The sequence below is a fragment of the Haliea atlantica genome (assembly GCF_054779855.1).
Genome location: NZ_BAAGXL010000019.1, coordinates 231,895 through 246,123, shown reverse-complemented (window position 1 = coordinate 246,123; position 14,229 = coordinate 231,895). Strand labels below are relative to the sequence as shown.

At 65.6% G+C, this 14,229-nt stretch carries 15 protein-coding genes; 8 read left to right on the top strand and 7 right to left on the bottom strand.

What is annotated here, in order from left to right; genetic code table 11:
* Positions 1–6: 6 nt before the first annotated feature.
* On the bottom strand, positions 7–831 hold the full coding sequence (locus tag ACYVGS_RS12890; RefSeq protein ID WP_460589102.1) for a sulfite exporter TauE/SafE family protein: 825 nt from the start codon (positions 829–831) through the stop codon (positions 7–9).
* 168 nt (positions 832–999) lie between these two features.
* On the opposite strand from ACYVGS_RS12890, the gene ACYVGS_RS12885 reads away from it, so the two are divergent.
* Both ACYVGS_RS12885 and ACYVGS_RS12880 read left to right on the top strand, forming a co-directional pair.
* Complete coding sequence (locus ACYVGS_RS12885) at positions 1,000–1,617, top strand: fumarylacetoacetate hydrolase family protein (RefSeq protein ID WP_460589101.1); 618 nt, start codon at positions 1,000–1,002, stop codon at positions 1,615–1,617.
* A gap of 126 nt (positions 1,618–1,743) precedes the next feature.
* Positions 1,744–2,295 carry an HNH endonuclease gene (locus tag ACYVGS_RS12880; protein ID WP_460589100.1) on the top strand — a complete coding sequence of 184 codons (552 nt, stop codon included), beginning with the start codon at positions 1,744–1,746 and terminating at the stop codon, positions 2,293–2,295.
* A 27-nt stretch (positions 2,296–2,322) separates the two neighbouring features.
* Here ACYVGS_RS12880 and gcvT read toward each other — a convergent pair whose 3' ends face one another.
* A complete protein-coding gene (gene gcvT, locus ACYVGS_RS12875) occupies positions 2,323–3,432 on the bottom strand; it encodes a glycine cleavage system aminomethyltransferase GcvT (RefSeq protein WP_460589099.1) in 1,110 nt (369 codons plus the stop codon).
* A 147-nt stretch (positions 3,433–3,579) separates the two neighbouring features.
* Between gcvT and ACYVGS_RS12870 the strand changes: the two genes are divergently transcribed.
* Both ACYVGS_RS12870 and ACYVGS_RS12865 read left to right on the top strand, forming a co-directional pair.
* Positions 3,580–4,107, top strand: a complete 528-nt coding sequence (locus ACYVGS_RS12870; RefSeq protein ID WP_460589098.1) for a shikimate kinase — start codon at positions 3,580–3,582, stop codon at positions 4,105–4,107.
* Between the two features lie 377 nt (positions 4,108–4,484).
* A complete protein-coding gene (locus ACYVGS_RS12865; RefSeq protein ID WP_460589097.1) occupies positions 4,485–4,703 on the top strand; it encodes a PA3496 family putative envelope integrity protein in 219 nt (72 codons plus the stop codon).
* A gap of 60 nt (positions 4,704–4,763) precedes the next feature.
* Here the strand turns inward: ACYVGS_RS12865 and ACYVGS_RS12860 are convergent, their stop codons facing one another.
* Positions 4,764–5,609, bottom strand: a complete 846-nt coding sequence (locus tag ACYVGS_RS12860) for a LysR family transcriptional regulator (protein ID WP_460589096.1) — start codon at positions 5,607–5,609, stop codon at positions 4,764–4,766.
* 69 nt (positions 5,610–5,678) lie between these two features.
* On the opposite strand from ACYVGS_RS12860, the gene ACYVGS_RS12855 reads away from it, so the two are divergent.
* A complete protein-coding gene (locus ACYVGS_RS12855; RefSeq protein ID WP_460589095.1) occupies positions 5,679–5,885 on the top strand; it encodes a type II citrate synthase in 207 nt (68 codons plus the stop codon).
* Positions 5,886–5,888: 3 nt separating this feature from the next.
* On the opposite strand, the gene ACYVGS_RS12850 is transcribed toward ACYVGS_RS12855, so the two are convergent.
* Both ACYVGS_RS12850 and ACYVGS_RS12845 read right to left on the bottom strand, forming a co-directional pair.
* Positions 5,889–6,743, bottom strand: coding sequence for a hypothetical protein (locus tag ACYVGS_RS12850; protein ID WP_460589094.1), 855 nt, complete (start codon positions 6,741–6,743; stop codon positions 5,889–5,891).
* An 8-nt stretch (positions 6,744–6,751) separates the two neighbouring features.
* Positions 6,752–8,110, bottom strand: a complete 1,359-nt coding sequence (locus ACYVGS_RS12845; protein ID WP_460589093.1) for a glutamine synthetase family protein — start codon at positions 8,108–8,110, stop codon at positions 6,752–6,754.
* A gap of 126 nt (positions 8,111–8,236) precedes the next feature.
* Here ACYVGS_RS12845 and ACYVGS_RS12840 point away from each other — a divergent pair, with 126 nt between their 5' ends.
* The 3 genes from ACYVGS_RS12840 to epmB are packed head-to-tail and all read left to right on the top strand — an operon-like array spanning position 8,237 to position 11,428.
* The gene (locus ACYVGS_RS12840; protein ID WP_460589092.1) at positions 8,237–9,520 is read left to right on the top strand and encodes an NAD(P)/FAD-dependent oxidoreductase; all 1,284 of its coding nucleotides are present in this window, start codon (positions 8,237–8,239) and stop codon (positions 9,518–9,520) included.
* Between the two features lie 53 nt (positions 9,521–9,573).
* Positions 9,574–10,410 carry a glycosyltransferase gene (locus ACYVGS_RS12835; protein ID WP_460589091.1) on the top strand — a complete coding sequence of 279 codons (837 nt, stop codon included), beginning with the start codon at positions 9,574–9,576 and terminating at the stop codon, positions 10,408–10,410.
* The gene (epmB, locus tag ACYVGS_RS12830; protein ID WP_460589090.1) at positions 10,403–11,428 is read left to right on the top strand and encodes an EF-P beta-lysylation protein EpmB; all 1,026 of its coding nucleotides are present in this window, start codon (positions 10,403–10,405) and stop codon (positions 11,426–11,428) included. The genes ACYVGS_RS12835 and epmB overlap by 8 nt, the downstream gene beginning before the upstream one ends.
* Here the strand turns inward: epmB and ACYVGS_RS12825 are convergent.
* Both ACYVGS_RS12825 and ACYVGS_RS12820 read right to left on the bottom strand, forming a co-directional pair.
* Positions 11,425–14,010, bottom strand: a complete 2,586-nt coding sequence (locus ACYVGS_RS12825) for an EAL domain-containing protein (RefSeq protein WP_460589089.1) — start codon at positions 14,008–14,010, stop codon at positions 11,425–11,427. The genes epmB and ACYVGS_RS12825 overlap by 4 nt on opposite strands.
* The gene (locus tag ACYVGS_RS12820; protein WP_460589088.1) at positions 14,010–14,198 is read right to left on the bottom strand and encodes a hypothetical protein; all 189 of its coding nucleotides are present in this window, start codon (positions 14,196–14,198) and stop codon (positions 14,010–14,012) included. Before ACYVGS_RS12820 ends, ACYVGS_RS12825 begins: the two co-directional genes overlap by 1 nt.
* Positions 14,199–14,229: the final 31 nt, after the last annotated feature.

The following is a 14,229-nucleotide window of genomic DNA, read 5'->3' as shown; positions in this document are numbered from 1 at the left end:
GCTCCCTCAGGCCAGAAGCGCCCGATACAGCATGCGCAGAGCAACCAGCAACAAGAATCCGCCAAAAAACAGCCGCAGATGCAGCGGGCTGAGCCTATGGGCCAGCCTGACCCCCAGCGGTGCGGTGAGGACGGTCATGGGCGCGATGCACAGCAGGCCCGGCAGACTGACAAACCCAAGGCTGCCCGGCGGCAGGCGCGGGTCGCCCCAACCGGTAACCACATAGGCCAGGGCGCCCGGCAGCGCAATCAGCAATCCGAACAATGCCGAGGTGCCGACCGCCCGGTGCATGGACAGGCCCAGCAGGGACAGGGTGGGCACACTCAGCGTACCGCCACCGATCCCCATGATGCTGGAAACACCGCCGATTCCCAGCGGGAACAGCCGCCCCACGGGCCCCGGAGGGATTGCCCGGACCAGCGCCAGTGTCCCCGCGGGCAGCAGCATGCGCAATGCCATGACCGTGATCACCGCCGCAAAGACCAGCGACATGCCGGCGCTGTGCATGCGCGAGGCCAGCCAGGCGCCCACGATCGAGCCCAGCAGGATGAACAGACCCCAGTCCCGCGCCAGGGCAAAATCAACGCTGCCGCGACGGTGGTGCGAGCGGGTAGAACTGAGGGAGGTGGGGATAATGGTCGCCAGGGACGTGGCCACCGCCACGTGCATGCGGATGGCCGGCTCCACCTGCAGGGTACCGAGAACTGCATCCAGGGCCGGCACGATGACAATGCCACCGCCGACACCGAGCAGGCCCGCCAGCACACCGGCAACCGCGCCGGTGACCAGCATCGCCAGGATCAGGGGTAACAGTTCATGCAGGGCTTCCATGGCCCGGAACACTAACCGCAAACGGCCCGGCGCACAACGCCCGAGACCTGCCACAGCCGGCCACCGCGACAGCATGCCCCATCGCGGCAGTCCTTCCGGCGGCCAGGACGCTTGCCGGCACCGCCGGCGCGCCGTAGCATGGCCGCCAGGATTTCACCGGACCCGGGCATGCCTACCGTCACCTTCGCAAACCGTCAGCTCACGCCCTCGAAACTGGTCTGTGTGGGGCGCAATTATGTTGCCCACATCCACGAGCTGGGCAACGCCATAGCCGACGAAATGGTGGTTTTCCTGAAGCCCAACTCGGCCCTGTCACAGCAGCTGCGCGCCACCTGTGAGGCGGAAACCCTGCACTACGAGGGTGAAATCGCCTTCCTGGTGGAGGGTGGCCGCCTGGCCGGTGTGGGCTTTGCCCTCGACCTCACTCGCCGGGCACTGCAGTCGCAACTGAAAAGCCAGGGCTTGCCCTGGGAGCGGGCCAAGGCCTTCGACGGTGCCGCGGTGTGCAGCGACTTTGTCCCCCTCGACACGTCGATTGATGACCTGTCGCTGACCCTGCACGTCGACGGAGAACTGCGCCAGCAGGGCGATGTCGGGATGATGCTCTACCCCCCCGAAGCCATACTGGAAAGCCTGCAGCGCTGGACCACATTGGAAGATGGCGACCTGATCCTCACCGGCACCCCCGCCGGTGTCGGGCCGGTGCTCCCCGGGCAGCAATTCCGGGGCTGCGTGCTCGCCGCAGGCCGCGAATTGGTCAGCGCCAGCTGGACAGCAGGGGCATAAGCTCCGCGACCACCCGACCCCGGCCCTCGCCGACAGCTACCCGCTCACTTCTGCGCGCGCCGCGCCGCGATTGTGCCCGTCACGTTTTTGCAGTAGCTTGAGGGGCAACCACAGAGAGTGGCGCCCATGCAGCACATCCTGAAACTGGACCTGGCAGGGCAGCCGCGCGGCTGGATGACCGCCCACGAGGCCATTTCCGCCCATGTGCGGGGTGACGTGGTCTACGGCATTGGCGACCCACTGCCGCCGCTGTTTGGCGGTATACAGCGGGTCACCGGCCAGCGCTCGCGGATCGACCTGCAACCGATACTCGCCCTCTCCGGGCGGGTCAGGGCAGGCTTTACCCTGCCCTTGTGTAATCGCACCCTGTTCCGCCGCGACGACCACCGCTGTCTGTACTGCGGGCGCCAGTTCCCCAGGGCTGATCTGACCCGGGACCACGTCCTCCCCACATCGCGGGGTGGCCGCGATCGCTGGGAAAACGTGGTTGCCGCCTGCCGTCGCTGCAACTGGCAAAAGGACAACCAGACACCCGAAGAGGCGGGCATGCCTCTGCTGGCGGTACCCTTCCGGCCGAACGTCTACGAATGGCACTTCCTGGCACGCGAGCGCGTGCTCGCCGACCAGATGGACTACCTCTCCCGGCAGTTCCGCGCCGAGCGCGACTGGGCCAACTAATGGGCTGTGCGGCTAATTCGCTAACCTTCAGCCGCGAAAATAACGCTGGGGCACAAAGGGCAGGCGAGCCACGGTAACCGCCTGTGGCTTGCCTCGCACATCCACGGCCAGTGCAGTGCCCGGTTCCGCGAGGTCACGCGGCACATACGCCATGGCGATAGGCGCCCCGACGGTCGGGCCGAAGCCACCCGAGCAGACCGAGCCCACCGCATTGCCATCGGGCCCCAGCACCACCTGCCCCTCACGGACCGGCCGCTTGCCCTCCACCGCGAGACCGACCCGGCACAAAGCTGGCCGGTTCTGTATCCGCGCGAAAATAATCTCGGCGCCCGGGAAGCCCCCGGCGCGTTCGCCGCCGGGCCGGCGCACCTTGCTGACCGCCCACAATACCCCTGCCTGTACCGGGTCGATATCGGCGTTGAGTTCATGGCCGTAGAGGCACAAGCCAGCCTCCAGGCGCAGGGAGTCCCGCGCCCCCAGCCCCGCTGGCGCCACCCCGGGCACGGCCAGCAGGCGACGGGCAAGGCGCTCGGCAGCCGCCGCGGGCAGTGACAGTTCAAAGCCGTCCTCACCGGTGTAGCCGGAGCAGGTGATATAGACCGACACGCCGTCCAGCTCGGCCTCCAGACCGTGCAGGAAGGGCAGGGTGGCGACGTCGGGACACAACTGCGCGAGCACCTCCCGTGCCGCCGGGCCCTGCAGGGCAAGCAGCGCCTGACCCTCCAGGACTTCCAGCTCACAGCCGGCGAGGTGGCGGCGCAGGTGGGCGATGTCATCGTCCTTGCAGGCGGCATTGACCACCAGGAAAAAGCTGTTTTCCGCCCATCGGGTCACGATCAGGTCATCGCGTACCCCGCCGCGCTCATTGGTCAACAGGGCGTAGGTCTGGCGGTGCCGTCCCAGCCCCGCGATATCCGCGGGAATCAGACTCTCCAGCACCTGGACGGCGCCCTCACCACGGACAATCAGCTGCCCCATGTGGGAGACATCAAAGAGGCTCGCAGCAGAGCGCGTATGCTGGTGTTCGCGAATGATGCCCTCGGGATACTGCACCGGCATATCGTAACCGGCAAAGGGCACCATGCGGGCGCCCAGCTCCCGGTGCAGGGCGTCCAGGGGAGTGTGCTTGAGGGTCATGCCAACCTCGTCTGTGGGGATGCGGGGAAACAGACGCACTCTAACCAGAGCGGCCTGCGCCACGCAAGCGCGTCGCCCGGATGGCGCGTGCGACAGCATCCCGCTCGCGGCTGCGGCATAATGATGACCAGACCAATGAGGGGCCGCATGCAAAGACCACAGACCATCAGCCTGATCGGCATGCCGGGAGCGGGAAAAAGCACCGTCGGGCGCCTGCTGGCACAGCGCACCGGCCTGGAGTTTGTCGACAGCGACCAGCTGATTGAGGCCCGCGCCGGCGCCGGCTTGCAGACGATCGTCGACAGCCGCGGCTTCATGGCCCTGCGCGCCCTGGACGAACAGGTGATACTGGACCTGCCGCTGCGGGGCCGCGTGGTGGCCACCGGCGGCAGCGTCATCTACAGCAGGCGGGCACTGCAGCGCCTGTACAGCGCCGGCCCCGTCATCTGGCTGCGGGTCCCCCTGGAAACCCTGCGCGCGCGCATCGGCACTGCGCCACCTCGGGGTATCGCCAACCCTCCCGACAGCTCCTTGGAACAGATCCACGCCGAGCGCGAACCCCTGTGCGCCGAGGCCGCCGACTTCAGCGTGGATGCCGGCGGGCAGGACCCCGGGGCCGTGGTAGACGCCATTCTGGCCTGGCTGGACGCGTCACAGACGCGTCCGGGGCCCTAAGCGGACACGCCACAGCGCTCACGCCAGGCCATGCTGCAGTCCCGGCTATTCGCCGCCCCCAGCCGGATTCCCTGGAAAAACAGAGACCTGGGTGAGCTCGCTGGCAGAACCGGCAGCCCGAGCGACAAGCTGGCACGCTCCCTGCTACCACCGAAGCGAGGCCCGTGGGCGCCGGCACACGCTTACAGGGACGTGAGAGGACAGCGCAGGGACCCCCTCGGGGGCGCGGGCCGCCTTCCATAAACAAGGCCGTGCACTGGGTAAATCTTGATAAAAATTACTTGTTAATAGTGCAAGAAAATTTTGATTTACTCGCCGATATCGCTGGGTGATATTGCGCCGAAATTTGGGGCTCACACTCACCACGGAGGTGATGTATGACTGAACGCACTCAGGAATCCGCGGCCGGCGACAACATGGACGATATCTACGAGCCGGGCCTGGAGCTGTCCGAGGACGACTTCGAGGAAATGCTGCCGGTCTCCACCGAGAAGCAACGCCTGGCGGAGAAGCGCCGCCGCGCCGAACAGCGCCTTGAGCAGCGCCGTCTGCGCGAAGAGCTCGGCTTCTACGACCTGGAACTCGAAGACTTCTGATCCCCGCCACCCACGGGCTCCGATCGGGAGCCCGTGCCCACCGCGGGCGCAGAACCGCGGTTACAGCTCGACCCCCTGAAAGGCCTCCGCCACCGCCGCGATCAGACCCCGGCGGGGCGTGCTGCTGTGGTGAACCAGGTAGAGCTGACGACTGAAGGAGGGCGCATCCTTTACCGGCAGCAGGCCGGCAAGGCCCAGCTCCTCACGGTCACTGGCCGGCAGGTAGCAGGCACCGCCCTGCTGCTGCACCTGCCGCCGCGCCAGCCCAACCAGGTTGGTCTGCATGCGGGGCAGGCGCTGCTCGCCGAATCGCCGCCCGTGAAAGCGGGCAAAGCCGTCCCCCCAGTCCACCAGCACATAACCCTCCCCCAGCGCCGACTGCAGGCCGGCCTCCCCGTCACTGCTATAGAGCAGCAGCGTCAGTCGGCCCACGACACGACTCTCCAGCTCGGGTATGCCCGAAGGCTCGAAGCCGATCGCCAGATCCAGGGTGCGGTCCACCAGCTTGCGCTCCAGCTCCGCCGACTCGCGGCTCTCGACCCGCAGCGCCAGATCGGGGTCTCCTGCCTGCAGTGCGTGCAGGCGCTGCTGCATCAGCCGGCCCCATAGCCCCGTGCGCACCCCGAGGTAGAGCTGACGACTGGCCGCTTCCTGCAGGCGGACTTCCCGACGCGCCCGCTCCAGCGCCAGCAGTACGGTTTCCGCGTGGGGGACCAGGCGCTCCCCCTCGCTGCTGAGCTGGATGTTATTGCGGTTGCGGATGAACAGCGTCGCGCCGAGCAGCTCCTCCAGCTGACGGATGCGGGCACTGACCGCGGCCTGGGTGATGAAGAGGTTCTCGGCCGCGCGGCCAAAATGGCGGGTATTGCGCACTTCAAGAAACGTCCGCAGCAACTCGGTATCCACACAGGCCCCCTTCTTCTGACACGCCGCTCGCGATAGCATAGCGGCTCACATCTTCTGGAGTGGCTCATCATGCCCGAGATCAAGCGACTGGTCAGGCCCGTCGAAATCAATTACATCTGCGACGCCTGCGGCAAGGGGATGCTGGAAGCCTGCGGGGCGATGGACCCGGAGAATGGCAACATTGAACACCGCTGCCTGATTTGCGACCACCGCCAGACCTTCCAGTGGCGCAGCTACCCCCGCATCGACCACATTGGCGTGGACGAAAAGCCCTGAGCTTCAGCTGGCCGCAACAGCGCGGCCCTGGCGGCTCTCGTACTGCCACTCGAACACGTTCAGTTCGATGAAGATAAAGGCAAACAGCCACAGGGCCGCGTCCCAGAAGTCCAGGAAGTCCCCGGCGACGCCCCAGTAGGCGGCCGCCGCAAACAGCAAGCCGTAGAGCACAAACTTGAGCACCTTGTTCAGGGCCAGGGCCGCGGCGGTCAAGCCGCCGCGCAGCTGCAGGCGGACTTCCACCTCCAACACCACCACTACCAAAATCCACACCCCGGCGTTGACCACATCGGTCCAGGCCAGCCAGCGGGCCGCCTGCAGGGACTCCCCACTGGCCAGCACCTGGCTGAATTCAGTCAGGCTATACACCGGCGCCGTGATGTCGGCACAGTTGCCGGCATCCAGCAGCGCGAAATCGTCCAGATTAAGCAGGACCGACCAGCCTTGCCCCACCAGCGCGCAGGGGTCGCCCATGTAGGGCGCCAAGGCATGCAGCGGCGCCACCTCGCCGTAGTAGCCGAAAAAGGCGTAGACGATGAAGACATAGCACAGCCCACGGATACCGTGCAGGGCCCAGCGCACCCCGCCGCGAATCTGGCTGTCGTCCAGCACCGAGGTTTCCAGCTCGAACAGCAGCAGCAGAATCACCCAGGCGGCAGTGTCGATGGTCGCGGAGAAAGCCTGTACCAGCTGACCCGGCGCCAGTTCACCCAGGGCGACATGCTCCAGGGTCAGCAACTCCTCCTGCAGAAACAGCCAGATGTTGATGCCCAGCAGCAGGTAGGTGAGGTATTTGATGGCAGTGAAGACATGGTAGCGGCGGTCACTGCCAAAAAAGGTCTCCCTCACTGCCACCATGCGGACTCCTAGACCTGTAACAGCAGGTGTTCGCGCTCCCAGGAACTGATCACGCGGTTGAACTCCTCAAACTCGTCGAGCTTGACCGCGGCGTAGGCCCGCAGGAACAGCTCGCCGAAAATGTCCTGCAGCTCCGGAGTGTTATGCAGGTTGCGCAGGCCCTCTTCCAGGGTGCGCGCCACCTCCACATCCTCCTCGTTGGCAGTCCCGTGATGGGGCGGAGTCGGGGTCAGCCCCTGCTGCATGCCCAGGTAGCCGCTGGCCAGGGTCGCCGCAATCGCCAGGTAGGGATTGGCGTCCGCACCCGGGAAACGGTTCTCCACCCGGGTGGCATCGGGTTCGGCGTGGGGCACACGGAAAGCCGTGGTGCGGTTGTCGTAGCCCCAGTTGAGGTTGATTGGCGCGGCAATATCCGGCGCCAGCCTGCGGTAGGAATTTACGTTGGGCAGGTAGAGGCTGATCAGCTCGGGAGTGTAGCGCTGCAGCCCGGCGATGTAGCTCATGAAGGCGGGTGTGTGCTTGCCATCCGCATCGGCGAAAATGTTCTCGCCGGTGTCCCGGCGCACCACGCTCTGGTGGATGTGCATGGCCGAGCCCGGCTCCCGCTGCATCGGCTTGGCCATGAAGGTGGCGTACATGCCGTACTTGTGGGCGGCCTCGCGCACCGTGCGCTTGAACACGAACACCTGGTCCGCCAGGCTCATGGCATCGCCGTGGACAAAATTGATCTCCATCTGCGCGGCGCCGTTCTCGTGGATCAGGGTGTCTACCTGAAGCTTCTGTGCATCGGCGTATTCGTACATGTCCTCGACGAAGTCCTCGAACTCCGCCACGGCATCGATACTGTAGGACAGGCGCGCGGACTCCCGACGGCCGGAGCGCCCCTTGGGGGGCATCAGCTCATAGTCCGGGTCGGTATTCTTGGCCACCAGGTAGAACTCCACCTCGGGGGCAACGACCGGCTGCAGGCCCTGGGCCTCGTAGAGATCGAGCACATTGCGCAGAACATTGCGGGTCGACAGCGGGTGGCGTTCGCCATTGGCCTTGAAGCAGTCGTGGATGATCTGCGCCGTGGGCTCGCGCGCCCAGGGCACCACGCGCAAGGTGCTGCGGTCCGGCTGCAGGATCATGTCGGCGTCGGTCGGCTCGACAAACTCCCAGTGTTCATCGGAGTACTCGCCGGTAACCGTCTGCACCATGATGCTTTCCGGCAGCTTGGGATGACCCAGGGTCAGAAACTGGTGGGCGGGAATGAACTTGCCGCGGGCATTGCCGGTCATGTCGGGCACCAGGCACTCGACTTCCGAGATCCTGTGCTCCTTGAGCCATTCGAAAATCGCTCTGGTGTCGCTGGTGTCGGTATCCATGCAGATCCCCGAAACGGGAAAGCCACGAGTATCCCGACTTTGTCGGCACTGGGCAAGGGGGCCGGCCAAAGGCTTACCCCTAACGTGTTATCCTGGACAGCCCTATTCCGCCCCTATACTGACACCATGCAACCGCAGGACCACATCGATTCCTGGTACGCCGCCACCGCCCGTCCGGCGCTGCGCTTCCCGGTACTGCGCGGGCAACAGCGTGCCGACGTCTGTGTCATCGGGGGTGGCTATACCGGTTTGTCCACCGCCATCCACCTGCGCCGGCGGGGCTACAGCGTCGCCCTGCTGGAAGCCAACCGGGTGGGATGGGGCGCCTCCGGGCGCAACGGCGGGCACGTGGGAACCGGGCAGCGCGCCGATCAGGAGCAGCTGGAAAAGTGGGTGGGCCTGGAGCGCGCCAGACAACTGTGGGACCTCGGCCTCGAGTCCGTGGCCACGGTGCGCGAACTGATCGACACCCACGCCATCAACTGCGAGCTGGGCAGCGGTAATCTGCATGTCGCAGCCAAACCCGGCGACGCGGCCTGGCTGCAGGAGGAAGTTGAGCACCTGAGCACAGCCTACGGCTACGAGGGACGCCGCTGGGTACCACCGGAGGAGCTGCGCGAGATGACCTCCGGGCAGGGCTTCCACGGCGGCGTGCTCGACAGCGACGCGCGCCACCTTCACCCGCTGAACTATGCACTCGGACTGGCGGCCGCCGCCCGGGACCTGGGGGCAGAGATTTACGAGGACAGCCGGGTCACCGGCTACCGGGAGGGTCGCACGATCCGCGTGCGCACCACCCACGGTGAAGTCGAGGCCGATTACCTGGTGCTCGGCTGCAATGGCTACCTGGGGCGTCTGGAGCCGCGCACCGCCGGCTACATCATGCCCATCAACAACTACATGCTGGCGACCGAGCCTCTGCCGGAGGAAACCGCGCGACGCCTGATCCGCGACCGCGTGTCGATGTCGGACACCCTGTTCGTGATCAATTACTGGAAGCTCTCCGCCGACAACCGCCTGCTGTTTGGCGGCGGCGAATCCTACTCCCGGCGTTTCCCCCGCGACATCGCCGGCTTTGTGCGCAAGTACATGCTGCGTATCTATCCAGAGCTGGAACACACGCGCATCGACTACGGCTGGGGCGGCACACTCGCCATCACCCTCAACCGCATGCCCGACTTCGGGCGACTGTCACCGCGTATTCTCTACGCCCACGGCTATTCAGGCCACGGTGTACCCATCGCCACCCTCGCGGGCAAGTTGCTGGCGGAGGCCATTGACGGCCAGCCCGAGCGCTTCGAGCTGATGGCCGGCGTTCCCTCGCGACGTTTTCCCGGGGGCACCCTGCTGCGCTGGCCCGGCCTGGTGGCAGGCATGTTATTCTACAGCCTGCGCGACCGGCTCGGCTGAGCCGCCGCAAAGCCACTGGTCCTGATCACCAGCCCGAGATTCCGGCGGAGCGCATGTTCCAGCACTTCCTTATTACCCGTTTCAATCTGCGCCAGCCCGACTGGACCACCACCAAGTCGCACTCGCGAGTGCTTGACGACGCCTGGCTGGACCATCGCTTCGCGCTGTTTGAACGCTTTTGCCTGCCATCGGTAGCGGCGCAGCACTGCGGCGACTTCCGCTGGCTGGTTTACTTCGACACGGATACCGGCGAGGCCTGGCGGGCCCGTATCGCACGGTGTCGCGAGCACTGCCCGCAGCTGGAGCCGGTCTTCGTCGAGGGCATGGCCGCCTTTCTGCCCGATGTGCAGCAACGTCTCGCGGCCAGCACCGAGGACTGGGTTATGAGCAGCCGGCTGGACAACGACGACTGTCTGCACCCGGGTCACATCGCACTGCTGCAGCAGGCCTTCCAGGCACAGCCCTATCTGCTGCTGGACGTGGTCGATGGCTACACCCTGGAAATCCAGCCGCGCCACCGGCTGGGCCGCGCGCTGGACCCCTGCAACCCCTTCGTCACCCTGATCGAGCGCAACCAGGCGCCCCGCAGCGTGTGGCACCGCAGCCACGGCAGCTGGAAGCGCGAGCCCCGGGTACAGCGCATTCGCGGCCAGCGCAGCTGGCTCTCGGTGATCCACGCGCAGAACAAGACCAACGAATTCCAGGGTTACGGGGACGTGGCGGCCGCCGAGGTCGCGGACTTTTTCCCCGACCCGGCAGTGCAAAGCGAGGTCCTCGCCGGGCTGGAGCCCGTCGCGCGCTGGCGCTGGCGCAGCCTCGCCAACCGTGTGCAGAGCCGGTTGGGCCTGGCGGGACTGTTACTGAAACGACGGCTGGGCATCTATGGCTGACGCGCACCTTATCGCCACCACCCAGGCCCCGAGGGAGTCCTGGCGGGAGGCCATGGCCGACCTGATTAGCTCCGGTGAAGAGTTGCTGGCAAGCCTGGGCCTGGACAGTGAAGCACTGGGGCTGAGTGCCGAGGCCGCGCGCACCTTTCCCCTGCGGGTGCCGCGGGCCTTCGCCGCGCGCATGCGCCGCGGTGACCCGAACGACCCGCTATTGCGGCAGGTACTGGCAGTGCGCGAGGAAACCCTGCCAGCACCGGGCTTTGGCGCCGATCCCACGGGCGAGCAGGGCGATGCCAACCCCCGCCGCGGGGTGATCCACAAATACCATGGCCGACTGCTGCTGGTAGTAACCGGCAGCTGCGCCATTCACTGTCGCTACTGCTTCCGTCGCCACTTCCCCTACGGCGACAACCAGAACAGCCGCAAGGAGTGGGGTGAGGCACTGGATTACATCGCCGCCGACCCGGAAGTTCACGAGGTCATTCTCAGTGGCGGCGACCCCCTGGTCGCAGGTGACAGGGCCCTGGCGGAACTGGTGCAGAGCATTGCCGCGATTCCGCACGTGAAACGACTGCGGGTACATACGCGCCTTCCCGTGGTAATCCCCGAGCGCGTGACAGACGGCCTGCTGCAGGCGCTCGCCGGCACGCGCCTGCCCTGCGTTGTGGTGCTGCACAGCAACCATCACCGGGAGCTGGACGCCGCGGTTGCCGACAGTTGCAGGCAGATGGCCGCTGCCGGTATCACCCTGTTGAACCAGGCGGTACTACTCAGAGGTGTCAACGACAACCTGGACGCGCAACTACAGCTCGCCGAGCGGCTCTTCGAGCTGGGCGTACTCCCCTACTACCTGCACCTGCTGGACAAGGTCGACGGCGCCAGCCATTTCGACATTCCCGAAGCCCTGGCGCTGGAACTGCACCATGCCATGGCTGCCCGGCTGCCTGGCTACCTGCTGCCGCGCCTGGTCCGGGAGGTCGCCGGCGCCCCCGCCAAGATGGCCGTGACCGCCGGCTAGGCGGGATTGAGCGCCAGGGATTTCCCCAGTCGCGCCTCCCATTCCGCCACCGGGGCGGGGTACCCGATGCTGTAACCCTGAAAGCCCTGGCAGCCGAGCGCCTCCAGGGCCTTCAGCTGATTCACGGTTTCGACCCCCTCGGCAATCACGTCGAGCCCCAGACTGCGGCCCATCTGCAGGGTCGAGGCGACGATCACTTCGTCGTTGCGGTCAGTGATCAGGTCTCGGACAAAAGACTGGTCAATCTTCAACTGCGACAGGTGCAATCTTTTGACATAGGCCAGAGACGCGTAGCCGGTGCCAAAATCATCCAGGGAGAAACGCACACCAAGCTCATTCAGCTGTCGCATGCGCCGGGCCACATGCTCGATATCCTGGATCAGCAGGCCCTCGGTAACCTCCAGCAACAGGCTTCCCGGTGCCACCGCATGGACCTCCAGACAACGCTGCACCCGGTGCACGAAATCCGCCTGATGGAACTGCCGCGGGCTGATGTTGACCGCCAGGCTCAGGGTAGACAGCAAGGGGTGGTCGCGCCAGCTCTGCAGCAGCTCACAGGCACGCTCCAGAACCTGCTGACCCAAGGGCACAATGAGGCCGGTCGCTTCGGCCAATGGGATGAATTCCGCCGGCGAGACCCGGCCCAGGTCCGCGTGCTCCCAGCGCAGCAGGACCTCCAGAGCGGTAACACGGTAATCCTGCTGCACCTGTGGCTGCAGGTAAATTTCCAGGGCTTCGCTTTCAATCGCCTGCCGCAGGGCGCTTTCCAGGCGCAGACGGTGGTTCACGCGCTCCTGCATTTGCGGGTCGAAAAAGCTCACCTCGCCAGCGCCCCGGGAGCGGGCCTCGGCCAGAGCCAGATCGGCATTGCGCAGCACGGTCTCCAGGTCCCCGTTGAGATCGGAAAACATGGTGACACCGATATTGGCCCCCACACTCTGCACGGAACTGGCGAGCCGATACGGCTCCGAGAGGGACTGCATCAGCAGGCTGGCGCGACGCCGCGCCTCCATGATGGCGGTTTCCCGGTCCGCGCTGAGGTCTTCGAGCAGAATCACGAAGTCATCCGCACCCAGGCGCGCGGCGAGGTCGGTCTGCGAAAGACAGCGCTCGATCCTCGAAGCCGCCAGCCGCAGAACCTCGTCCCCCGCGGCGTGCCCCTGACTGTCATTGACCAGGCTGAATTCACGCAGGTCGAGAGCCAGCAGAGCTCCCTCGAAACCGGTGCGCGCGTAGCCAGCAATGGCGTGATCGAGCGACTCAAGCAACTTTGAGCGGTTGGCCAGCCCGGTCACCGGGTCGTAATACTGCGCGCGACTCAGGGCCTCCTGGATGCGCAGGTGCTCGGTCAGGTCCGTGGCGATGCCGCTCAGGGCGTAACACTCACCGTCCACGTCATACAAAGGCAACTTCACTGTAAGAAACGTCTTGCGGGTGCCGTCGCGCAGGACATTGTCTTCCTGGGCGGAGATTCTTTCGCCGCCCTCGAACACCCGCAGATCGCCCTGGCGAAGGCGATCTGCGGTCTCGTCGTCAAACAGGTCGCCGTCCGACTTGCCCAGCAGCGCGCTTTCCGGCCGGCCAAACAGCTCTGCGAAGCGGTGATTCACATACTGGTATCGGCCCGACCTATCCTTGATGAAGATACAGGCATCGACACCGTCGAGGATGGTCTCCAGCCGCAGCTCACTCAGGTCGAGACGGTTCAGGGTCTGTTGATGGCGGCGCCGCTGCAGGACGACCACCAGCAAGACGAGGATACCCCCCGCGAATGACAGACCCGCCAACCAGTACAGCGAGGTCGGCAGGGGAAACTCCTCTGCAAAAACGCCCCAGTGCTCCATGGCCCGGTACCAGGGGGAACCCGGCGTGCCCTGCCAATCCCGCAGGTACTCGTCGAGGGTCGACAGCACGCGGGGATCAAGCCCCGGGCGCGCCGCAACGTACAGCGCGGCAGGCTGAAAAATGACGGGCGTCACATGCAGCTTGAGCTCACGCGCCCGGAGGTCGCCGTAAAAGTTGTTCGCAGCCACCACATCCGCTCGGCCACTCTGCACCGCATCGAAACCGCTCTCAAAGGAACTCACCGGCAACCAGTCAACGCGCAGGGCGAAACTGTCCATGAGTTGGCTCAGGTACTGCTGTTGTACCGAATCGCGGACCACCGCGATACGCAGCCCCTCCAGGTCCAGCAGGCTGGTAATATCGTAGCGGCGATCACTGTAGAGCTGCGACCAGCTGCGCAGCACGGGGACCTTGTGGAATTGCAGTTCGCGCTCCCGCGACTGGCTCAGAGCAGTATCGGGCAAGAGGTCCAGCTCTCCCTCCGCCAGTTGCTCCAGGCATTCGTGCCAGACACAGGACACCGGCTCGAGCTGCCATCCCTCGCGCTGGGCGACTGCGTTGATGACATCGCCAAAAATACCAGACAGTCCTCCGCCGGCTTCCAGAACCTTGGGAGGGTTGTGATAGACACCGATGCGCAGCGCCAAGGGGTCCGGGCGAGCGGCGCCGATCAGCGCCGGGAGACCGACCAGGCATAGCGCAACAGCGACCCCCCCCCTGCGTCCTCGCCATCGCATCAGGACCCTGCTCCTTCGCCACCAAGCTGCGCCACCCGGCTCACCCGCGCGATGGGCACATCGTAAATGTGCATGGCCAGACGAGTCAGCCGGTCAAAACGCTCATCGGGCCCGCTATCGAGAAGCTGCAGACCGCGCAAGGTCTGCAGGCGCTGCTGCTCATTATCGGGTAGTGAAGGGGGCTGCATGCATCTCTCCTTCTGCCTTTCTGCAGTATGC

Excerpts from the sequence above, each read along its gene's own strand:
- ACYVGS_RS12890 (WP_460589102.1), bottom strand. The coding sequence starts at position 831 with ATGGAAGCCCTGCATGAACTGTTACCCCTGATCCTGGCGATGCTGGTC.
- ACYVGS_RS12885 (WP_460589101.1), top strand. The coding sequence starts at position 1,000 with ATGCCTACCGTCACCTTCGCAAACCGTCAGCTCACGCCCTCGAAACTG.
- ACYVGS_RS12880 (WP_460589100.1), top strand. The coding sequence starts at position 1,744 with ATGCAGCACATCCTGAAACTGGACCTGGCAGGGCAGCCGCGCGGCTGG.
- gcvT (WP_460589099.1), bottom strand. The coding sequence starts at position 3,432 with ATGACCCTCAAGCACACTCCCCTGGACGCCCTGCACCGGGAGCTGGGC.
- ACYVGS_RS12870 (WP_460589098.1), top strand. The coding sequence starts at position 3,580 with ATGCAAAGACCACAGACCATCAGCCTGATCGGCATGCCGGGAGCGGGA.
- ACYVGS_RS12865 (WP_460589097.1), top strand. The coding sequence starts at position 4,485 with ATGACTGAACGCACTCAGGAATCCGCGGCCGGCGACAACATGGACGAT.
- ACYVGS_RS12855 (WP_460589095.1), top strand. The coding sequence starts at position 5,679 with ATGCCCGAGATCAAGCGACTGGTCAGGCCCGTCGAAATCAATTACATC.
- ACYVGS_RS12850 (WP_460589094.1), bottom strand. The coding sequence starts at position 6,743 with ATGGTGGCAGTGAGGGAGACCTTTTTTGGCAGTGACCGCCGCTACCAT.
- ACYVGS_RS12845 (WP_460589093.1), bottom strand. The coding sequence starts at position 8,110 with ATGGATACCGACACCAGCGACACCAGAGCGATTTTCGAATGGCTCAAG.
- ACYVGS_RS12840 (WP_460589092.1), top strand. The coding sequence starts at position 8,237 with ATGCAACCGCAGGACCACATCGATTCCTGGTACGCCGCCACCGCCCGT.
- ACYVGS_RS12835 (WP_460589091.1), top strand. The coding sequence starts at position 9,574 with ATGTTCCAGCACTTCCTTATTACCCGTTTCAATCTGCGCCAGCCCGAC.
- epmB (WP_460589090.1), top strand. The coding sequence starts at position 10,403 with ATGGCTGACGCGCACCTTATCGCCACCACCCAGGCCCCGAGGGAGTCC.
- ACYVGS_RS12825 (WP_460589089.1), bottom strand. The coding sequence starts at position 14,010 with ATGCGATGGCGAGGACGCAGGGGGGGGGTCGCTGTTGCGCTATGCCTG.
- ACYVGS_RS12820 (WP_460589088.1), bottom strand. The coding sequence starts at position 14,198 with ATGCAGCCCCCTTCACTACCCGATAATGAGCAGCAGCGCCTGCAGACC.